The organism is Streptomyces sp. NPDC037273 (assembly GCF_055603625.1).
In genome coordinates, this window is the sequence record NZ_JBVJVO010000001.1 from 404,100 (window position 1) to 423,892 (window position 19,793).

General features: G+C 71.9%; 15 protein-coding genes and 2 pseudogenes. 12 read left to right on the top strand and 5 right to left on the bottom strand.

Features of this window, described 5'->3' with window-relative positions:
- Positions 1-115 precede the first annotated feature (115 nt).
- Together ACZ7G1_RS01790 and ACZ7G1_RS01795 are read right to left on the bottom strand one after the other, a co-directional pair.
- Positions 116-2,260 carry a glycoside hydrolase family 9 protein gene (locus ACZ7G1_RS01790; protein WP_470877619.1) on the bottom strand — a complete coding sequence of 715 codons (2,145 nt, stop codon included), beginning with the start codon at positions 2,258-2,260 and terminating at the stop codon, positions 116-118.
- 506 nt (positions 2,261-2,766) lie between these two features.
- Complete coding sequence (locus tag ACZ7G1_RS01795; protein ID WP_470877620.1) at positions 2,767-3,978, bottom strand: NAD(P)/FAD-dependent oxidoreductase; 1,212 nt, start codon at positions 3,976-3,978, stop codon at positions 2,767-2,769.
- A gap of 244 nt (positions 3,979-4,222) precedes the next feature.
- Between ACZ7G1_RS01795 and corA the strand changes: the two genes are divergently transcribed.
- The 3 genes from corA to ACZ7G1_RS01810 all read left to right on the top strand — a co-directional run bounded on the left by corA (position 4,223) and on the right by ACZ7G1_RS01810 (position 8,799).
- On the top strand, positions 4,223-5,305 hold the full coding sequence (gene corA / locus ACZ7G1_RS01800; RefSeq protein WP_470877714.1) for a magnesium/cobalt transporter CorA: 1,083 nt from the start codon (positions 4,223-4,225) through the stop codon (positions 5,303-5,305).
- A 218-nt stretch (positions 5,306-5,523) separates the two neighbouring features.
- Positions 5,524-7,728 (top strand): ATP-binding protein, encoded by a 2,205-nt coding sequence (locus ACZ7G1_RS01805; RefSeq protein ID WP_470877621.1) that lies wholly within the window; start codon positions 5,524-5,526, stop codon positions 7,726-7,728.
- 87 nt (positions 7,729-7,815) lie between these two features.
- Positions 7,816-8,799: a tetratricopeptide repeat protein gene (locus ACZ7G1_RS01810; RefSeq protein WP_470877622.1), complete on the top strand. Its 984-nt coding sequence runs from the start codon at positions 7,816-7,818 to the stop codon at positions 8,797-8,799.
- Positions 8,800-8,821: 22 nt separating this feature from the next.
- Here the strand turns inward: ACZ7G1_RS01810 and ACZ7G1_RS01815 are convergent, their stop codons facing one another.
- Positions 8,822-9,229, bottom strand: a complete 408-nt coding sequence (locus ACZ7G1_RS01815; RefSeq protein WP_470877623.1) for a hypothetical protein — start codon at positions 9,227-9,229, stop codon at positions 8,822-8,824.
- Positions 9,230-9,260: 31 nt separating this feature from the next.
- A complete protein-coding gene (locus tag ACZ7G1_RS01820) occupies positions 9,261-10,652 on the bottom strand; it encodes a hypothetical protein (RefSeq protein ID WP_470877624.1) in 1,392 nt (463 codons plus the stop codon).
- A 623-nt stretch (positions 10,653-11,275) separates the two neighbouring features.
- Between ACZ7G1_RS01820 and ACZ7G1_RS01825 the strand changes: the two are divergent.
- Positions 11,276-11,996, top strand: a pseudogene (locus ACZ7G1_RS01825) (IS5 family transposase); the annotation flags it as partial.
- Position 11,997: 1 nt separating this feature from the next.
- On the opposite strand, the gene ACZ7G1_RS01830 reads toward ACZ7G1_RS01825, so the two are convergent.
- Positions 11,998-12,342 (bottom strand): hypothetical protein, encoded by a 345-nt coding sequence (locus tag ACZ7G1_RS01830; RefSeq protein WP_470877625.1) that lies wholly within the window; start codon positions 12,340-12,342, stop codon positions 11,998-12,000.
- 105 nt (positions 12,343-12,447) lie between these two features.
- On the opposite strand from ACZ7G1_RS01830, the pseudogene ACZ7G1_RS01835 reads away from it, so the two are divergent.
- From ACZ7G1_RS01835 to ACZ7G1_RS01870, 8 genes and pseudogenes are all read left to right on the top strand, one after another.
- Positions 12,448-12,663 (top strand): annotated as a pseudogene (locus ACZ7G1_RS01835) (flavoprotein); the annotation flags it as partial.
- Positions 12,664-12,921: 258 nt separating this feature from the next.
- The gene (locus ACZ7G1_RS01840) at positions 12,922-14,112 is read left to right on the top strand and encodes a cytochrome P450 (protein ID WP_470877626.1); all 1,191 of its coding nucleotides are present in this window, start codon (positions 12,922-12,924) and stop codon (positions 14,110-14,112) included.
- Between the two features lie 111 nt (positions 14,113-14,223).
- Positions 14,224-15,282, top strand: a complete 1,059-nt coding sequence (locus ACZ7G1_RS01845; RefSeq protein WP_470877627.1) for a magnesium and cobalt transport protein CorA — start codon at positions 14,224-14,226, stop codon at positions 15,280-15,282.
- A gap of 211 nt (positions 15,283-15,493) precedes the next feature.
- Entirely contained in the window at positions 15,494-15,979 is a 486-nt protein-coding gene (locus tag ACZ7G1_RS01850) for a VOC family protein (RefSeq protein ID WP_470877628.1), read from the top strand.
- A gap of 189 nt (positions 15,980-16,168) precedes the next feature.
- A complete protein-coding gene (locus tag ACZ7G1_RS01855; RefSeq protein WP_470877629.1) occupies positions 16,169-16,696 on the top strand; it encodes an SAV_915 family protein in 528 nt (175 codons plus the stop codon).
- Between the two features lie 14 nt (positions 16,697-16,710).
- Positions 16,711-18,045: a diaminopimelate decarboxylase gene (gene lysA, locus ACZ7G1_RS01860; protein ID WP_470877630.1), complete on the top strand. Its 1,335-nt coding sequence runs from the start codon at positions 16,711-16,713 to the stop codon at positions 18,043-18,045.
- A 145-nt stretch (positions 18,046-18,190) separates the two neighbouring features.
- Positions 18,191-19,036, top strand: a complete 846-nt coding sequence (locus ACZ7G1_RS01865) for a maleylpyruvate isomerase family mycothiol-dependent enzyme (RefSeq protein WP_470877631.1) — start codon at positions 18,191-18,193, stop codon at positions 19,034-19,036.
- Between the two features lie 80 nt (positions 19,037-19,116).
- Positions 19,117-19,416 carry a dsRBD fold-containing protein gene (locus ACZ7G1_RS01870; RefSeq protein WP_470877632.1) on the top strand — a complete coding sequence of 100 codons (300 nt, stop codon included), beginning with the start codon at positions 19,117-19,119 and terminating at the stop codon, positions 19,414-19,416.
- Positions 19,417-19,793 lie beyond the last annotated feature (377 nt).

Below are 19,793 nucleotides of genomic sequence, written 5' to 3' on the forward strand. Positions count from 1 at the left end.
GCCTCAGACCCCCCCCCGTTCCACCCCCCCCCCCCGACCCCCACCCCCCCCCCCCCCCCCCCCCTCCCCCCCCCCCCCCCCCCCCCCCCCCCCCCCCCCCCCGGCCGGCGGTGGATCAGGTGCAGGCGCTTCCGTTGAGCGTGAAGGCGGCGGGGGAGGGGGTGGCGCCACTGTGGGTCCCCTGGACGCCGAAGCTCGCGGACGCACCCGGAGCGATCGCCTTGTTCCAGTCGGCGTCGCGGGCGCTGACGGCGGTGCCGTTCTGGGTGACGGTGGCGTTCCAGGCGCTGGTGACGCGCTGGCCGCCGGCGTAGGTCCAGGCCAGCTGCCATCCGTCGACGGCCGTCGGGCCGGTGTTCTTGACGGTGACGGTCGCGGTGAAGCCCGCGTTCCAGACGTTGTTCACCGTGTACGTCACCGCGCAGGCGGCTGTGGGCGGTTCGCCGCCGGTGGCGGTCCGCTCGGCGGCGTAGGCGGCGAGCCAGGCCAGCGGGGCGTTCCAGTTGACCGCCACCTCGTTGGTCGAGTACGAGTCGATGTGGTCGATGTAGCAGGCGGCGGGGGCGCAGCCGGTCAGCTTCTCCAGCGCCACCGGGTCCTGGAGTCCGCTGTTGGGCCCTCCTGCGAGCGAACCGGCCGGCGGGTTCGGCAGCGAGGCGTCCAACTGGTGGGCCCAGAACCGGTGGTGCTGGTTCTGCGAGGACCGCTCGCCGTAGCCCGTGACGTACGACTGGCCGAGGGCGTTGCGGCCGAGCAGGTAGTCCATGGTCTCCAGCGCCCCGGCCCGGTATCGCCCGTCGCCCGTCAGCTCGCCGGCGACGGCCATGACGATCGCGTTGTCGGCGATGTTGCCGTTCGAACCCCAGAAGTAGCCGTCCGCCGGGGTGGGCACGGCGTAGCCCTGGGCGGCCATCCGCGAGAGGTGGACGTCGGCCGCCGCGATCACCGAGGAACGGACGCGGGACACATCGGTGGCGGGCAGCCCGTTGGGGACGGTGGCCAGGACGAGCCTGCCGAGCGCGGCCGTGTCCGCCCAGCCGAAGCCGTGCGGGGTGAAGGCGTCGGCGGAGGTGTGCCAGGACGAGGAGGTCACCGCGTCCCGGTAGACGCTCTCGCCGGTCGTCGCGTACAGCTCGGCGGCCGCCCAGTAGAACTCGTCGGTCACCCGCGCGTCCTCGTAGGCACCGCCGCCCGTGCTGTCGGAAGCCGGCGCGTACACCGCCGGGTTGGCCCGGGCCGCCGTCCAGGCCCGGCGGGCGGCCGACAGGCAGCGGTCGGCGTACCCGGAGTCGTACGGACGGAAGACCCGGGCGCACTGCGCGGCGGCCGCCGCGAGGTTGAGCGTGGCCGCGGTGGACGGGCGGTGCAGCTCGCGGGGCTGCGCGTCCTGGTCGGGACGCAGCGGCATGCCGGTCCAGGCCGCGTCGTGGATCTTGTGGAACGCCATGCCCCCGTACGGTTTGCCTTCCGGCACCTGCATCCGCATCAGGAAGTCGAGCTCCCAGCGCGCCTCGTCGAGAACGTCGGGTACGCCGTTGCCGCGCTCGGGGACACGCAGGCTCGCATCGCCCAGCGCCGCGCCCTTCCCCGCCCGCTCGGCCCGCTCGAACGAGTTGACCACCAGCCAGGTGGAGATCCCGCCGTTCACCACGTACTTCCCCTGGTCGCCCGCGTCGTACCAGCCGCCCCTGACGTCCTGCGTGTAGTCGCACACCGTGGCCTGGCAGGGAACGGAGGTGTCGCCCTTATTGGGCGCCACCCCGAGGTGCCCGGCCGGACGGGCGTACGCGGAGCCCACCAGGGAGGCGTCGATCGCCATGCCGCTGCGCTGGTGGTGGAAGAAGGCCATCGCGTCGGAGCGCAGCGTGTCGTAGAGGTCCGCCCGGATGTCGAAAGGCACGCTGCCGGTCCCGTCCACCGTCAGGACGTATCCCGAACCCGCGCTCCGATACGAGGAGAAGTCGACCACCTGGACGGACTGCCCCGAGGGCGCGTCCGCGCCGCGCGGGACGGTCGACCCCGAGGCGACCACGGCCCCGGACGCGTTCCGCAACTGCCAGGCCAGCGCCTCCGTCGCCGTCGTCACGACGGTGGCGCGCTTGGGGCCGTCCGGCAGGTAGCCGACCTGGTTGACGCGCACGGCCGACACCGCCGCCGCGGCGGGAACGTCCGCGGCGGCCGGCCCGGTCATGAGACCGCCGAGCAGGAGGGCGCCTGTCAGCAAGGCGGCGGAGAGGCGTAACGGCTGGGAGGGTGTCATGAGCGGCTCCTGCGGGGGTCGGGGCGGGAGTACCAAGTGGGAGCGCTCCCACCGCGCGAAATATCGAACACCGTTCAACAGGTCTGGGATCTGCGGCGGACACTAGTGACGCCCGTCATCACCGTCAACGGGTTCGACAGCAGCGGCGCGAAGTCGGATGCCCGGCCGGTCGGGCTCGCCTCCCAGCGGGCGCCGGCGCGCGGGACCGGCGAGCCCTCGATCAGGCGAGGGGCGCCCGGGAGCCGGAGCCCGGCACGGACACCTCCGTCCTGGTCGCGACACTGCAGTCCGCGTTCACCGGCGCCGCCGCGCTGCGGGCCGCCGACCGGTAGGGCTCCCTCGCCGACCGGCAGCGTGCCGCCCTGGAAGCCGTACTCGCCCCCCATCGCCCCGCCCCGTCCTTCCTGGGCGAATGCTCGTCGACGAACTCTTCATCACCACCGCCCCGGTCCTCCTCGACGCGGGCGTCCCGCTGACGCACGGGGGAGGTCACGCGCTGACGTACGTCATGCCACGGGCCCGCGCGTGGCGCGGCCGCCCTTGGAGACCAGTGTCGTGACGTTCATCCGCTTGCTGTACCGGTACGTCATCAGAGGGCTGCCACTCACCAGCTCCTTGTACCGAACGGCGGCCCGCCCCGTGAGGTACATACGGACCGGAGTGAAGTCGGCCCTCGTGAACTGGATGACGGCGTCCTTGCGGCCGAGGCTCAACGGCTGATGGAAATAGCCGAAACGGAACGGCTTGACGCTCCTGCCACGCACCAGCCGGGCGATCGCGTCGGCGGTGTACTGCGCGGTCGGCAGCCCGCTCTGGCAGGAACCGTGCAGCGTCCCGAAGTCCATGTCCACGGCGGCGGCGTCACCGACCGCGTGGATCTCCGGATGCGAAACCGATCGCAGCGTCGCGTCGGTCACGATCCGCCCACGGTCGTCCGTCGCGATGCCCGCCTCGCCGGCGAGCGGCGAAACCCGGACCCCCGCCGTCCACAGACAGGCATCGGCCCGCACAACCCGCCCATCGGTGAGCTCGACCGCCCCGGGCAGCACCCTCGCGACCTTCACCCCGGCCTCCACCACGACCCCGAGCCGTCCCAGCGCCCGACGCAGGTACGCCCGCGCCTTCTCGCCCATCATGGAACCCGGCTCCTCCGCACTCACCAGCGTGACCTTCACCCCCGGATACGCCTCCGCCAGCTCCGTCGCCGCCTCGATGCCCGTAAGGCCGCCCCCACAGACGGCAACCGCACCGCCGACGCCCGACCCGGCGCCCGAATCGCCACCCGCACCGGCCCCCTCGCTCCCGCCACCGACGCCACGGCCGCTCCCGCCGGCCCCGGCGATCTCGGCGACCCGCGTGGCGAACCGCCCCGCGACCTCCGGGCTGTTCAGCGTGAACGCGTGCTCCTCCACACCAGGCACATGGCCGCTGTCCGTCGTACTCCCCAGCGCGTACACGAGCGTGTCGTAGGGGACTGCGGCCGTGACGCCGTCGAGCGTCACCCGCCGCGCCTCGGGATCGATTGCCGTCACCGTGCCCTGGACGAACGTCACCCCCGTACCGTCGAGCAGATCACCGATCCGCCGGACGGCCAACTCCTGCCCGGCCGCGATCTGGTGCATCCGCAACCGTTCCACGAACCGCCCCGAGGGATTGACGAGCGTGATCCTCACACCGCTCCCACGGGTGCGCCGCGCAAGCCTGATGGCGGTGAGCATTCCCGTATAGCCGGCGCCGAGGACGACGATCCGATGTTCCTTGATCACGGCGATCTCCCAGGTCCCGCACCGGCCTCCGTGCCGGCGACGCCCATGGGACGAGCGACGGCCGCCGGAACGTGACACGACCGACCCGAATGTGCCCCACGTCACCCCTGCCGGGGCGCGCGGGCAGGAGGCCCTGTCCCCTTCGACAGGCTGCTGGCAGACTGGCCCGCGATCTGCCGAAGGAGTACCCGTGTCGATGATCCACCGTCTGCGCAGTGCCGTCCGCCGGACGTACCGGCGTGCCGTCGACCTGAGTCATCCCGCGCGTTCGCCGCTCGGCACGGCGGTGGTGAACTGCGTCGTGTACCGGGACGGCGTGCGGCAGGAGGACGTGCGGTCGGCGGAGGAGGCCGTGCGGCGGGTGCGGAAGGCGGGGGACGGGTTCGTGTGGATCGGTCTGCACGAGCCGGAGGAGAAGGAGTTCGCGGGGCTCGCCGAACTCTTCGGACTGCATCCGCTCGCCGTGGAGGACGCCGTACACGCGCACCAGAGGCCGAAGTTGGAGCAGTACGACGACGTGCTGTTCGCCGTCTTCAAGACGGTCCGGTACGTGGAACACGACGAGCTCACCGCCACCAGCGAAGTGGTGGACACCGGCGAACTCATGGCCTTCGCGGGGCCCGACTTCGTCATCACCATCCGCCACGGCGGCCACGGCTCGCTCGGCCCGCTCCGCGAGGCCCTGGAATCGGAGCCGGAACAACTGGCCAAGGGCCCTTCAGCCGTCCTCCACGCGATAGCGGACCACGTCGTCGACGACTACCTCGCCGTCGTCGAGGCCGTCCAGGACGACCTCGACGCCATCGAGACCGCCGTCTTCTCCGAACAGGGCCACCGCGGCGACGTCGGCCGCATCTACCAGCTCAAGCGCGAACTCCTCGAACTCAAGCGCGCCGTCACACCCCTGTGCCGCCCCCTCCAACGCCTCGCCACCGAGCCCATGCCCGTGATCGCGAACGAGATCCGCGCCTACTTCCGCGACGTCGGCGACCACCTCGCCCGCGTCACCGAACAGGTCGCCGCCTTCGACGCCCTCCTCGACTCCATCCTCCAAGCCCACCTCGCCCAAGTCACCGTCGCCCAGAACGAGGACATGCGCAAAATCACCGCCTGGGCCGCCATCATCGCCGTCCCCACCATGGTCTGCGGCGTCTACGGCATGAACTTCGACCACATGCCCGAACTCCGCTGGACCTACTCCTACCCCGTCGTCCTCGCCGTCATGGCCCTCACCTGCCTCGTCATCCACCGAGGCTTCCGCCGCAACGGCTGGCTCTGACCACTCCCCGATCCGCCCCCGGCCGCCGGCTGGTGCCACCCCAAGAGCCCGACGTCCGCGCCCGAGGTCCCCGAAGGCCGTTCGGTCCGGGCGCATGTATCGCGCCACGCAGGGGAGTTACCGACGCGAGGCTGTTTCCGCGATCCGTTCGGGCGGCGATACAGTCCCGCAGAAGCAGGCGGCGGGAGCGGGGCCGGCGACCAGGGGGAGGGGCCGAGGTGTTGGAGGTCGTGGCGCTGAGTGCGCTGACTACGTTTCTGCTGGGGGTGGGGAACGGGGCGGCTGGGGAGGTCGGGAAGAACCTGACCCTGTCGGCGGGGGCGTTGGTGAGGCGGACGCTCGGGCGGGAGACGCCGTTGCCGGCCGGTTCGGAGGAGCGGCGGGCGTTGGCGGGGCGGGTGCACGCGCGGCTGGGTGGGGATCCTGGGCGGGCCGGTGAGTGGGCGCTTCTGGTGGAGGGTGGCCGCGAGGGGGCTGTCGAGGCATCGCAGGGAGCGATGCCTCCGGCGCCCTGGGCGTTCACCAACCAGGAGAAGGTGCTCAAGCAGCTGATGAGGGAGGCCGAGCGCCCTTGGGAGGGCCGGCCCCGGGTCGTGCTGCTGTCGGGGCCCGCCGGCAGTGGTTCCACTTCGGTGGCGCTGCGCTTGGGCGCCGAGGCCCGCGAGCGGTTTCCCGATGGGCGGTTCTACGTCGATCTGCGGGATGCCTCCGGGGACAACGGGCCCGAGGCGGCGGGCGTGTTGCTGCGGCTCTTGCGCGAGATGGACGTGGAGCCCGACGCGATCCCGGCTACCGAGGCGGGGCGGGAGCGGCTCTACCGGCAACTCACCGAGGAGCGGAAGGCGCTTGTCGTCATCGACCACACGACCTCGCTGGCGCAAGTGCGCGCCCTTGTGCCGTCGACCCCCGACGTCCTGCTGCTCGTGGTCGTCTCCGGCCCGCCGCTGCTCCTTGAAGCCGAGCGGGTCACCGTACCGCCGCTCAGCGACCGCCATGCGAAGCAGCTCGTACGGAAGGTAGCGGGGCCGGAGTACGCCGCGCGGGTCAAGGCGGCGCTGCCGGGGGTGCTGGAACGGTGCCGGGGGAACGCGTTCGCCTTGCATGCGGAGGCGCGGCTGTTGGTACGGGACGAGTCCGAGCCGCCGGTGTCCGGCGATGGGGATGGGGGCGGGGGTAGGTCTGGGGCTGGGTCTGGGGCTGGGGTTGAGGTTGGGGGCCGGGCGGTCGGGGTGTGGCCGGGTCACCCCGTACGTACCGCCGCACACGTGGCTTCGGTACGGCTCCGCCCGGAGGCGGTACGGCTGTGTCGGCTCGTCGCGCTCGGCGGCTGGCCGTCGCTCGGCGTCGTGATCGCGGCGGCCGCTGCTGAGGTCCACGAGGTGACGGCGGAGCGGATGCTCGACGAGGCCGTGGAGGTCGGGCTGTTGGAACCGCTGCCCGACCGGAGGTACCGCTTCCGGCCGGAGGTGAGACGGCAGTTGGCCGAGAGCGCCGCGGCCGAGTACGGGCTGGGGGCGTGCGAGGACGCCGTGGGGCGCATGCTCGAAGCGCTGCTGAAGCAGGTGCTGCCGGCGTCGCGCGCGGCGTTGCCGGAGAGTTGGCGGACCGAGGTGCCGGAGGAGTACGCGGCCGCATCGCGCACCGTGCCGGACGGAATTGCCGTGCTGGCGGCCGAGGTGGCGAACGTGGCGCGGGCGGTCGTCCTCGCCGAAGAGCATCAGAGGACGGAAACGGCCCTGTGGCTGGCGCGCTCGTTGTGGCCGCTGCAGCTCAAGGCGGGGTACTGGGACGAGGTCCTTCCGGCGTTGCGAGACGCGGCGCGGTGCGCCGAGGAGAGCCGGGCGGACGAGCGGATGGCGGCGGCGCTCCACTTCCAACTCGCGCACTGCCTGGGCGAGATCGGCCGTGGAGAACGTGCCGACCGCGCCGCCCGCGCCGCCGTCACCTACGAACGGGCGGCCGGCCACCTCCGCGGCGAGGCCTCCGCCGTCGAACTCCTCGGTCTGCTGAGCCTGAACCGCTGGTCGTACGAAGCGGCCTACGAACGGTTCGTCGAGGCGGAAGCCGTCTACCGTCGCATCCAAGACGGCCAGGAAGGCGCCGCCGACCTCCCCAGAGCCCTCGCCCTCATCGCCCGCCACCGAGGCCGAGCCCTCCGCGGCCTCGGCCGCCTCGGCGAATCCCGCCAATGCCTCGAAACCGCCGTCGCCTTCTTCGCCGGCCGCACCGGCGCCCCACCGGAGCCGTACAACCACGCCCGCGCCCTCACCGACCTCGCGGAAACCCTCCACGACAGCGGCGACGAGTCCGCCGCCCTGACCGCCATCGCCGAAGCCGAGCCCTTGTTGCCCTCCTCGGCCACCCCACACCTCGCCTACCTGGCCGGCTTGCGACGGCGGTGCGAGGCGGGGGTCGCCCGCTAGGCACGGACAGCGTTGCGCCGTCCAAGCGGCGGTGCTCGCAGAACCCTTGGCCGCGGGTGTGGGTAGGGGTGTGGGTATTCTCTGGCGATGTCGAATCAGTCAGTGGCGGCGGGAGTCAGTGTCGCCCGTGTGATGGCGCACTGCGGCGGAAGCCCGATGGCCGCCGTGGAGCTTCTGGTGCGGGCGATAGCCTCGGCACCCGCGGCTCCGGAGCCTTATGCGGCCCTTGCCGAGTTGTGGCGGGACCACCGCCCGGAACTGAAGGAGAGCCTCCAGGGAAGCGACTCCTTGAGCGCTGTCCTCGCGCACTCGTACTTCTTGTTCCTGGACGGAAACACGGACGACGCGGTGATGGCCCTCGGATCGGTCACGGGGGCGCGCCCCGACGTGGCATGGGGCGCCGCACCCTGGTTCGGCGACGCGCGCTGTCTCGGCGCGGTGAGTGCCGCAGCCCTGGCCGAGGCGTGCCTGCGCACGTTGGATTACGGCCATGACCTGGACACCGACGCGATGCGGGAGCGCTTCACGCCCTGGTTCCACGCCCTCGACGTCGTCTCCGAACGCGACCCCGTCCCCGAATCCCTGGCCGCGATGGCCCGGCTGCCCCGGGCCTGCGGCCGGTACGACCTGTCCTTCGCCCTCTGCGACCGCGCGGACGCCGTCGATCCCGTCATGTGGACCGCAGTCGCGCGAGCCGCCACCTGGCGCGCCATCGGCGACCTGGACCAGACGGCCGCGGCCTTCCAACGCGCCCTGCTCCTCGACCCCGCCAACTGGTCCCTCTACCTGGACCTGGCGGACGTACGCGCCACCCAAGGCGACTTCGCCGCCGCGGCCACCTTCGTCGACCAGGGCCTCACACACGAACCGCACGAACTCTCCCTCCGCGCCGCCGGCGCCGCCTACCGCACCCGCCTCTCCGGCTCCCCCGACGACCTGAACACCCTCCTCACCCTGGCCCCGAAGCTCACGAACACCGCCTACCGGAACCTGCTGATCGACTACGCGTGCGCAGGCCCGAATCTGCCTCCGGACCTCGTCGTCCAAGTCCACAGCGTGCGCAACAGCTGAAGGGGTTGTCGTACCGGCCGGTCTAACGCAGTTCCGTGCTCGGTTGGCGACGCCAGTCCCATTCCGGGAAGCGGTCCATCAGCGTCACGAACGCGTCCGCTCGCAGGATCTCGCCGTGGTTGGTGTCGACGAGGGCGTCGTCCACGTCGGGCAGGACGTCGCGGAGGAGGGCCCTGGCCGCGTCCATGGACTGGCAGGACAGGTAGACCGCGTAGGGGGTGCCGATGAGGGGGGTGATCTGCTCGATTTCGTCGGGTTCGTACTCCGAGAGGATCTCGCCCGAGAGGTCGGTGTAGTACGAGTAACCGTGCTGGTACAGCTTCTCCTGGCCTGTCGCAGGGTCCAGTGCGGGACCAAGAGCGCGGATGCGCCCTTCGAGTGAGGGGCGTTGCTCCGCGGCGACGAAGATGATCACCGATGGCCAGGACATGGGGGTACCTCTCTCGGAGACAAGCGCCGAGTCAGTCTGCCAGCGCCAGGTCGTCCGCCGGGTCCACGCGGAACGCGTGGGCACCACCTGCCGTGTGCATCCGCAGCACGACTCCGTGTGCGGGAACCGTGCCGCCGTAGGCCAGCCAGGCGTGCAGCGCGGAGGAGTACGCGGCCGGGTCGGCATCCGATGCGCCATCCGCCGCGCCATCCGATGCGGCAACCGCCTGGGCAATCGCCTCCCTGGAGGCGGAGAGGCGGAAGGTGCCGTGCCATCGGCTTCGTACGACGCAGGTGTGTGGGCCGGTGACGTACGCCGCGGTCGAGCAGTGCGGGTGGAGGCGTAGGACCTCGGCGGTCCAAGGGGCGGGGCCGCCCAGGCGGGGGTCGTCGGTCGCGCCGCCGCGGGTGATGACGTCGGCCACGTCGAGATCCTCTGGGCGGCGGGTTTCCTCGTGGACGGCGAGGTGGGCGTCGCCGGCGGCGCCGGGGGGATGCGCGGTGGAGCGTTCGAGGGCGATGTCCGTTCCTTCGACGCGCGTCCGTACGTGGAGTGGGGCCGTGACGTTCGCCGGCTGGTACGGGGGGAGGGGGAGCGGTTCCAGGGAGGCGGTGCCAGGGGGCTCGGGGAGGGCCATGAGGCGGTAAAAGTGCCGGCGGAGGAGCTGGGCGGCGCGGCCGGGGGTGGAGGTGACGGAGTCGGCGAGGGTCGGGTCCGGGCGGTGGGCGGTGATTCCGTGCTGGACCTGCGGGAGGAGTGGGGCGTGCGGGTCGAGGCGGGGGGCTTGGCGGACGAAGTCGGCGAGTGGGGTGCCGGGGGCGAGTACGTCGCTGCCGTCGGCGGTCAGGAGTACGGGGGTGCCGAGGGCGGCGGCGTAGTACGAGACCGCGCCGAAGTCGCCGAGGACGAGGTCGGAGGCGAGGAGCGCCTGCCGCCAGTCGTGCACGGGGTCGATGAGGGTGAGGCCGGCGCGGCGTGCGCGGTCCAGCCAGGCGCGGATCTGGCCGGGGCCGTGGCCGTGCCAGATGTTGGGGTGGAGGACGGCCGCCAGGCGGTAGTCGTCGGTGGGGAGTTCGGCGGCGAGGCGGGGGAGGAGGGCGGGGAGGAGGTCATGGCTGGTGCCCGTGCCCGTGCCCGTGCCCGTGCCCGTGCCCGCGCCGGTGGCGGTGGTGCTGCCGGCGCCGAAGAAGCCTTCCGGGTTCCAGGTGGAGTTCAGGATGACGAGTCGTTGGCCGCGGCGTACGCCCAGTGCCCGCCGGAAGCGCTCGCGGTACGGGCGTGCCGCAAGCATGCGGTCGAAGCAGGGGTCGCCGGCGAGTACGGCCGCGGGGACCGCTTCCTCGCAGGCACGTGCCAGCCGCTCCAGCTGCTCGGGGTGCGAGAGCACCAGACCGTCGACGAAGCTCCGCCCGTCCTCCGACACCAGCCACTCCGCCGACAACCCAAACGTCGGCCGATCCGCTCCCGGCTCCCGGCTCCCGGCTCCCGGCTCCCGGCTCCCGGCTCCCGGCTCCCGGCTCCCGGCTTGGCCAGCTTCTTAGTGTAGCCAATGCCGTGCGAGACGACGGTCAACTTGCCTTGGATCAGGTCCAGTTCACCGCCGAAGCTCGCTGAGATCGCCAGGTCCACCGGAGTGGAGAGTGCCTGTTTCCATGGCAGCTCGGGCAGCTCCAGCTCGCGGAAGACGTCGCGGATACCGCCCTGGAAGACGGATGAGCCCGTCGAGGTGACCAGCAGTTGGACGCGGAAGTCGTCGTGGAAGAGGGGGAGGAGGTCCATGAGGCGGACGGCGGAGGTGACGTTGTGTACGACGAGGAGGACGCGTCGCTGGGTCGTTCGGCTCGTCCACTGACCGGAACCTTCCCCGACCGGTACGTGGATCGCCGGGGATTCTGGCCCCACTCGTGACCTCCTGGACGAGCATGATGTCGTGGCGGACACCTTATCCGTGACGGAGCCGCTGCCGAGGGGATGAGGGGGACGGGCGGTGAGTGATCGGCCGACGGGGCGCTTTCTGTACGTGGTCGTGTGTGCCGCCGGGATCGCGGGATCCTGTTCCGGGTCCGCACAGGTGTCCCCGTGGCGGGACCTGCCGGAGCGGTTCGGGAGCTGGGAAACCGTGTACGAGCGCCACCGCCGGTGGTCGGCGGACGGCACCTGGGAAAGGATCCTCCAGGCCACTCCACCTCGTGCCGGGCCCCCTAGCACGCTGCCGGTGCACCGCGCAGAACACCCCATATACCGAAACGGAGATCAACGCCCGGGCAGCACTCGCCCCGACGAAGGGCCCGGCCGGTCCCGTGGCGGTCTGACCTCCAAAATCCACCTTGCTGGAGAGGGCGGCCGCCGTCCACTGGCCTTCCTGATCACGCCGGGTCAGTGGGGCGACAGCCCTCAGCTGGTACCCGTCTTCGAACGGATCCGGGTCAAGCGCCCCGGCGGTGGCCATCCGCGCACCCGCCCCGACCACCTGGGCGGCGATAAGGCGTACAGGTCTCACCGCAACCGCCACTACCTGCGCAGACGGCAGATCAAACACACGATCCCGGAACCGAAGGACCAGCGGGCCAACCGCCGGCGACGCGGCAGCCGAGGAGGCCGGCCAGCTGGCTTTGACAAAGAGCTGTACAAGCGCAGGAACGAGGTCGAGCGCACGATCAACCGACTCAAGCACTCCCGGGCTGTGGCAATACGGTATGACAAGCGCGCCTACGTCTTCCATGGCACCGTAACGGTTGCGTCGATCCGCCTTTGGCTCAGGCCGTGATTCAGCCGGCTTCCAGAGCGTCGGCCTGCTTCTTGAGGTCCTCTGCAATGTGGTCCCAGTCTGGGCCATGCATCCACAGATTCTCGGCAGCTTCCCGAAGCAGTGCCGGTTCGTCCGGCCGTTGCAAGAGCACCAGCCGATAGGCCAGATTCCGGATCCAGACCGGCAGGTGGCCGTCCACCAGGTGCGGACAGAGTTCACGAAGCATGGCAAGGATCGAACCCGCGTCGGCGAACGTCAGCTCCTCGACGAAGTAGTGCTCCCCGTGTTCGAGCCCGCACTCCGGCGTGGGTCGGTACTCGTCTCCGTAGAGACATCTGGCGTGCTCCGTCAGGGTGCTGTGCATGGCCTGGAGCCTATGCCGCCATGATCCGCCGGCCGGAACCTAGGGCTCGGTTTCCTCGACGTCGAGGCGATCGTGCGGGCAGTCGGGGCACCCGATCCGGTCCGCGAGGCGTACGGGTTGGGCATCCCGACGGTGGTGTTGCCGCGCGTGAACGCGGCCATGGCCGCGCACCCGGCGTACGGCGAGAGCCTGGCGCGGTTGCGGGAGATGGGCGTGCTGATCGGTTCGGGTGAGCGGGACCGGCCGAAGGGGGGGGGAGGAGGGGGAGAGGGTCGCTTTCGGTGGGAGGAGGCGTTGGAGCTCCTGGGTGGGGGCGAGTGATCTCGCGAGGGTGAGCAAGATCGTTTAGATTGGCGGGGGTTGGTCGCGTGATCGGCGCGGCGGTCGATCCGGCGGGGCGTCGGCATTGCCTTCGGGGGCATTCATTGCAACGTGGCGTTGCATTCGAGTTCACTGTCATTGCATCAATTTGGCATGGGTGGGCTGGGCGTACGTCATATAGGTCGTTGACGTCTCCTTGAACGCAACGTAGCTTTCGGTGTGCGTCAAATGTGTCGCGCCGTGAGATGAGGAAGTGTCATGACTGAAACCCCCCACACCGTCGAGGCGTTGCCGAGTGAGCGGGCGGCTGGGTGTCCGTTCGATCCGCCGGCGGAGCTGGTGGAGGCTCGGGAGCATGGGCCGATCAGCAGGTACACGCACCCTGGTGGGAAGCCGGGGTGGCTGATCACGGGGTACGAGCAGGTGAGGTCGGTGCTGGCCGATTCGCGGTTCAGTGCGCGCAAGGACCTGATGAACGTGGTGGATTTCCAGCTGCCGCCGGCGCCGCCCGGGGAGTTCCTGCTGATGGACGAGCCGGATCACGGGCGTTACCGGAAGCCGCTGGTGGGGAAGTTCACGGCGCGGCGGATGCGGATGCTCAGTGAGCGGATAGAGGAGGTCACGGCGGAGTGCCTGGACGCCATGGAGGCGGCCGGGCCGACGGCTGACCTGGTGAAGGCGTTCGCCAAGCCGATTCCCACGATCGTCATCTGCGAGATTCTGGGCGTGCCGTACGAGGACCGGGACTCCTTCCAGGAACAGATCGACAAGTTCATGGGCGGGGAGACGAGCGACGAGGAGCTGATCGCGGCCTACACCGCGACGCAGGAGTACCTCGCGCAGCTCGTGGTCGCCAAGCGGGCGAACCCGACCGATGACGTGCTCAGCGAGCTCACGGACAGTGACCTGACCGACGAGGAGCTGAAGGGGATCAGCCTGATCCTCCTCGCGGCCGGGTTCGACACGACGGCGAACATGCTGGCGCTGGGCACCTTCGCCCTCCTTGAGCACCCGGAGCAGCTGGCCGCGCTCCGCGACGACCCCTCGCTCACCGACCAGGCCGTCGAGGAGCTGCTGCGGTACCTGAGCGTCGCCAAGTCCTTCATGCGGACGGCGCTGGAGGACGTCGAGGTCGGTGGCCAGGTGATCGAGGCGGGTACGACCGTCGTCCTCTCGTACAACACCGCCAACCGCGACCCCGAGCGGTACGCCGACCCCCACGTCCTCGACATCCACCGCCAGAACGCCGGGCACGTCGCCTTCGGCCACGGCATCCACCTCTGCCTGGGCGCGCAGCTCGCCCGTATCGAGATGCGCGTCGCGTTCGCCGCGCTGCTCAAGCGCTTCCCGACGCTGCGCCTGGCCGTGCCCGCCGAAGAGGTCGCCCTGCGCCCGGAGACCGCCGACATCTACGGGGTGAAGAGCCTGCCGGTCACCTGGGACGTGTGACGGTTCGGCCCTGCCGCGACCTGAGGACATTCCCCGGCAGTCGGAGGAGCATCTATTGGTGTGGGGCCGGCACGGCGGGCCGCGCCGTCGGGCGGCCATGAGGAGGCGGCCATGATCGTCGACTGTGCGCATTACCGGGACGGGCGCCGGCAGCACGAGGGGGCGATGCCGTTGGAGCAGGCGGCCGCGCGGTGCAGGCAGGGCGGGTTCGTGTGGTTGGGGGTGTTCGAGCCGGGGCCGGAGGAGCTGAGGCGGGTCCGGGAGGTCTTCGGGCTGCACGAGCTGGCGGTGGAGGACGCCCGGACGTTCCATCTGAGGCCCAAGGCGGAGCAGTACGAGGACGGCACCGAGCTGATCATCCTGCGGACGGCGCGGTACGACGACGAGCGCGAGGAGATCGACACGGGGGAGATCAGCGTCTTCCTCGCCGAGCACTTCGTGATCACCGTGCGGCAGGGCGTGGCGAGCGAGTTGCACGGGGCGCGGAGCCGGCTGGAGAGCCGTCCGGAACTGCTGAAGACCGGGAGCGCGTCCACGCTGTGGGCGATCCTCGACCAGGTGGTGGACAGTTACGCGCCGGTCGTCGAGGAGTTGGAACGCGACATCGAGCAGATCGAGGCCACCGTGTTCTCGGGGGCCGTCGCCCCGACGCAGCGCATCTACTTCCTGCGCCGCGAGGCGACCGACTTCTACCGGGCCGTGCACCCGCTGCTCGCCGTGCTGGGGCGGCGCCTGCAGGCCGGCAAGTCGCCGGCGGCGCTCATGCCGTACATCCGCGACGTGCACGACCACCTACAGCTGGTGAACGAGGAGGTCGCGGCCCAGCGCGACCTCCTCACCACCGTCCTGGAGGCGAACATCGCGGTGATCTCCGTCGAGCAGAACAAGATCAACCTCCGCCAGAGCGCCACGATGGAGCGGCTCACCATCCTCGCGAGCGTGTTCCTGCCGCTGTCCTTCGTGGTCGGCTTCTTCGGACAGAACTTCGGCTGGCTGGTCGACCGCATCACCGGCTTCCCCGCCTTCCTCGCCCTCACCGCCGCCGGACTGCTGCTGCCGTGTCTGATGCTCTACGTGTGGCTGCGGCGGCGCAGGCACCTGCATCCCCCACCGGCGGTTCCGGAGGTGACGGATACCGTCCGGCGCGGCGCGGCCGCGCCCATGGAGTGACGGCGCCGCCTGGTCCCGGAACCCGCGTCCCGTGACCCGCTCCGTTCGTACCCGACGGGCGGCTCCGGCCCGCCGTCGGCGGCGCGTGGGCCCTTCGGGGCATGCGGTACGGGGGCGCAGCGCGGCGCCCGAGGGCGGCGCGGGGGTTCGGGGTATCAGTGGTCGGAGTCGGCGGTCGGCGTTGATCGCCACTGTCCGGAAGGCGGGGCACATGTCCGTCAAGCCCATTCCCGAGGGGTATCCGCGGATCACGCCGTACCTCTGTGTCGACGGAGCCGCGGCCGCGATCGACTTCTACGTCTCCGTGCTGGGGGCCACCGAGCGGATGCGGATGCCGGCGCCGGACGGCCGGATCGGCCACGCCGAGCTGGAGTTCGGGAACTCGGTCGTCATGCTCGCCGACGAGTTCCCCGAGATGAACTTCCGCTCGCCGAAGGCGGTGGGCGGTACGCCGATCACCCTGCACCTGTACGTGGAGGACGTGGACGCGGTCTTCGTGAAGGCCCTGGCCAAGGGCTCGAAGGAGCTGTCACCCGTCAAGAACGAGTTCTACGGCGACCGCACCGGCCAGCTGGAGGACCCGTTCGGCCACCGCTGGAACCTCGCCACGCACGTCGAGGACGTGTCCGACGACGAGATGGAGAAGCGGGCGGAGGAAGCCATGCGGTCCATGGAGTCCGGTTCGAAGGGCGACTGACGCGCCTGGCGGCGGTGTCGCCGCCGCCCCGCTCCGCCGTCAGCGTCGTATATGCGGGCGGCCCCGTGACGTCAGGGTCGCGTCAGGGGTCGGGCGGGAGGCGGCCGGGGGCGGTCTCCAGGGGGCAGCGTCACGTTCGGCACCCGGCACGACCGAGCCGGAGCCGTACGTTGCTTCCCTGGAGGACCCATGACAGACGCCCCGCACGGCGACGGATCGGAGCCCGGGGAGCGGCCCCCGGCCGGACGGCTCTGCGTACCCGTCCGGCCGGGCCCCCGCGGCTGCGCCGCCCGCGTCTTCCGCACCCCCGTCGGCGACCGGACCGCCGTCGCCTTCACCGACCCCGAGCGCCTCGCGGCCGTCCTGGGCACGGCCCACCCCTGGATCGCCCTCGCGGAACCTGCTCTCCGCGCCCTCATGGCGCCCCTCGGCGTCCACCGGCTGCGGATCGACCCGCTCCTCAGCGCACCGGCGCCGGAGAGCCGTCCGGCGGCCGTGTCCCTGACCGCGCCGGCCGCCGCGCGTACGGCTGTCGCCGTGCCTACGGCCGCTGTCGTACCCACGACCGCTGCCGCGCCTACGACCGCCGCCGCGTCCCCGACCGTCCCTCTTGCGGCCGCCGCCGCGCCCCCGACCGTCGCGCCCACGGCCCTCGCACCTGCGACGCCCACAGCGCCCACCGCCCGTCCGCGGCCCCTGTCCGTGCTCGCGTGCTGAAGGGAGCGACAGACGTGACCACTCTCGGAACGATCCACGAACTCCCGCCCAGCCAGGCCCTGTCCGTATGGCCCGCGACCACCCGACAGGGCCCGGACGGCGTCCTCAGCGTCGGAGGTGTCTCCCTCGCCGACGTCGCCGAGAGCCACGGCACGCCGGTGTACGTCCTGGACGAGGCGGAGGTGCGGGAGCGGTGCCGCACCTACCGGCACGCCTTTCCGGAGGCCGAAGTGCACTATGCGGCGAAGGCGTTCCTGTGTCGTGCGCTGTGCCGCTGGGTGCGGGAGGAGGGGCTGGGCCTCGATGTCTGTTCCGCCGGTGAGGTGGAACTGGCCGTGGCCGCGGGCTTTCCGGCGGAGAGGATTCTGCTGCACGGGAACGCGAAGTCCCCGCGGGACCTGGAGGCCGCGCTACGGCTGGGGGTCGGCCGGATCGTCATCGACAACGCGGCGGAGATCGCCCGGATCGCCGCCGCCGTGGGGGCGGGGCGGCGGCAGAAGGTGATGGTGCGGGTGGTGCCCGGGATCAGCGCGGGTGGGCATCGGAAGGTGCGGACGGGGGTGGAGGGGCAGAAGTTCGGGCTGTCGCTTCGTGATGGGCACGCACAGCACGCGATCGCGCGTGTGCTGGCGCTGCCGCAGCTGGAACTCACCGGCGTTCACTGTCACTTGGGATCGCAGATCACGGACGTGAAACCGTACGTGGTGGCGGTGCGGAGGATCGTCGGGCTGATGGCGAGGATCCGGGACGCGCACGGCGTGACGCTGCCGGAGCTCGACCTCGGGGGCGGGCACGGCATCGCGTACCGGCCGGGGGAACCGGCGCTGGACATCACGGCGTTCGCCCGCAAGGTGCGGGGCGCGCTGGCGGAGAGCTGCGGCGCGGCCGGGCTTCCGGTGCCGCGACTGATCATCGAGCCGGGGCGGGGGGTCACGGGCCCGGCCGGAGTGGTGCTCTACCGGGTGCTCGCGGTGAAGCGGTCGGCCGGGCGGACGTTCGTGGCGGTGGACGGCGGGATGAGCGACAACCCGCGCCCGGCGCTGTACGGGGTGCGGTACGCGCCGCGGATGGTCGGTCGGCGTTCCGGCGCCGAGGTGGAGTCGGTCACGGTCGTGGGCCGGCACTGCGAGGCCGGGGACATCGTCGCCGAGGATGTGCCGCTGCCTGCCGACACCCGCCCCGGCGACCTCCTCGCGGTGCCGGTGGCCGGTGCGTACCACCTCTCCATGGCCTCCACGTACAACCTCGTGGGCCGCCCGCCGGTCGTCGCCGTACGCGATGGCCGCGCACGGGTCCTGGTCCGCAGGGAGACGCTGGACGACCTGGGGGCCCGCGACGTGGGGTGGTAGCGGCGGGAGCGGACGATCGTAGGCCGTGCCAGGGCCCGGAGATCGTTGCCGAAACGAGCGGAACCGACCGGGCTACCCGCTGGTACGGTCCCTGACCTACCGGTACTCCAGGGGGAGCCGCCGGAGCCGAGGGAGGGGCGGATCCATGACGGGACGAACGGGCGGGGTGCTCCCCGGCGGGCTCGCCGAGGCGATACGGGGGACGGCCGAGGACATCGCCGCCGTCCTGCGGACAGCCGGAGCGGGCGGGACGGCCGGGGCCGGCGTCGTCGGGCACGGCGGTGGGCTCCCCGTGCCACGGTCCACCTGGACCGTGGGAGATGCCGCCGCGCACCTGGCGCAGGCGAACGCGCTGATGACGGACCTGGCCGCGGGGCGGGAACGGCCGTACGGGGACGGCACGCCCGGGAGTCTGGCGGAGGCCAACGAGCGGGCGCTCGCGGAGTTCGGGGAGCGGGCGCCCGGTCCGCTCGCGGAGATGATCGCGGAGCAGGCGCTCGCCTTTCTCGACTCCGTCGAGGAGCGCGACCCGGACGAGCTGGTGGTCACGCCGCTCGGGCCGATGACCCCGGCGGTCCTGGGGTCGTATCTGCTGACCCACATGCTCGGTCATGGCTACGACCTCGCCCTCGCCCTGGGGCGCCCGCACATGGTGGACGCGCGGCGGGTGGGGCTGTGCATGCCGTTCATGATCCGGGTGATGCCGGCGGTCGCGGACCCGGAGGCCGTCGCCGGGCTCACCGCGCGTTTCGCGGTACGGCTCAAGGGCGGGCGCGGATTCGGGGTGACGGTCGCCGGCGGCCGGGTCGAGGTCGCGGAGGAGCCGCCCGTGCGGCCGGACTGCACGATCCTCACGGAGCCGGTCACGTTCCTGCTGCTCGCCCTCGGCAGGATCGACCCCTGGCCCGCGATCGCGCGCGGCAGGGCGCTCGGCTGGGGGCGCAAGCCGTGGCTCGCCCCGCGGTTTCCCCGGCTCTTCCGCGCGCCCTGAGCCGGCCTGGTGGATCCTTGGAGTATCGGACGGGTCCGTGCCTCGACCGCGCGCGGCCCGACGGTGCGAGGAGGCAGACCATGAGCCGCACTCTGGAGTGGACGGTCGGCGTGGAAGTCGTGGAGGACGGCGGCAGGACCAAGGCCGAGGCCCGGCTCAGCACCGGCACCACGACCCTCACCGGCCACGGCTCCGCCCGGTGCAACCCGGCGGACGTCGACGTACCGGCGATCGGCGACGAACTCGCCGCCGGCCGCGCGATGAAGGACCTCGCGGGCAAGCTGATGCGGGAGGCCAACCGCGACATGGAGGCGGTCGGCGCCGGCACCGTACCCCAGCGCACCGGCCCCGGCTACGGCTGGCCGGAGGCGGTCTCCTGACGGAACCGCCACGCGGGCCGGGACCCCGGCGGGGCGCAGCCGCCCCGGCCGGGCCCCGGTCATGAGGTGCTGCCCTGGGGGCGGCCGCAATGGGCGCGGGCGGTGACGCCGAAGGCCCTTCGCCCGGCCACCCCCGCCGGCTACGCCCGGGGCCGGTGCCATGCCCTCCGGCTACGCCCTGCGGCCCGCGCTACGCCCTCCGGCTACGCCCCGGGGCCGGCCCCCCGGCCCGCGCTACGCCCCCGGACCCGCGCTACGCCTCCCCGGACCCGCGCTACGCTCCCCGGACCCGCGCTACGCTCCCCGGACCCGCGCTACGCTCCCCGGACCCGCGCTACGCTCCCCGGACCCGCGCTACGCTCCCCGGACCCGCGTAC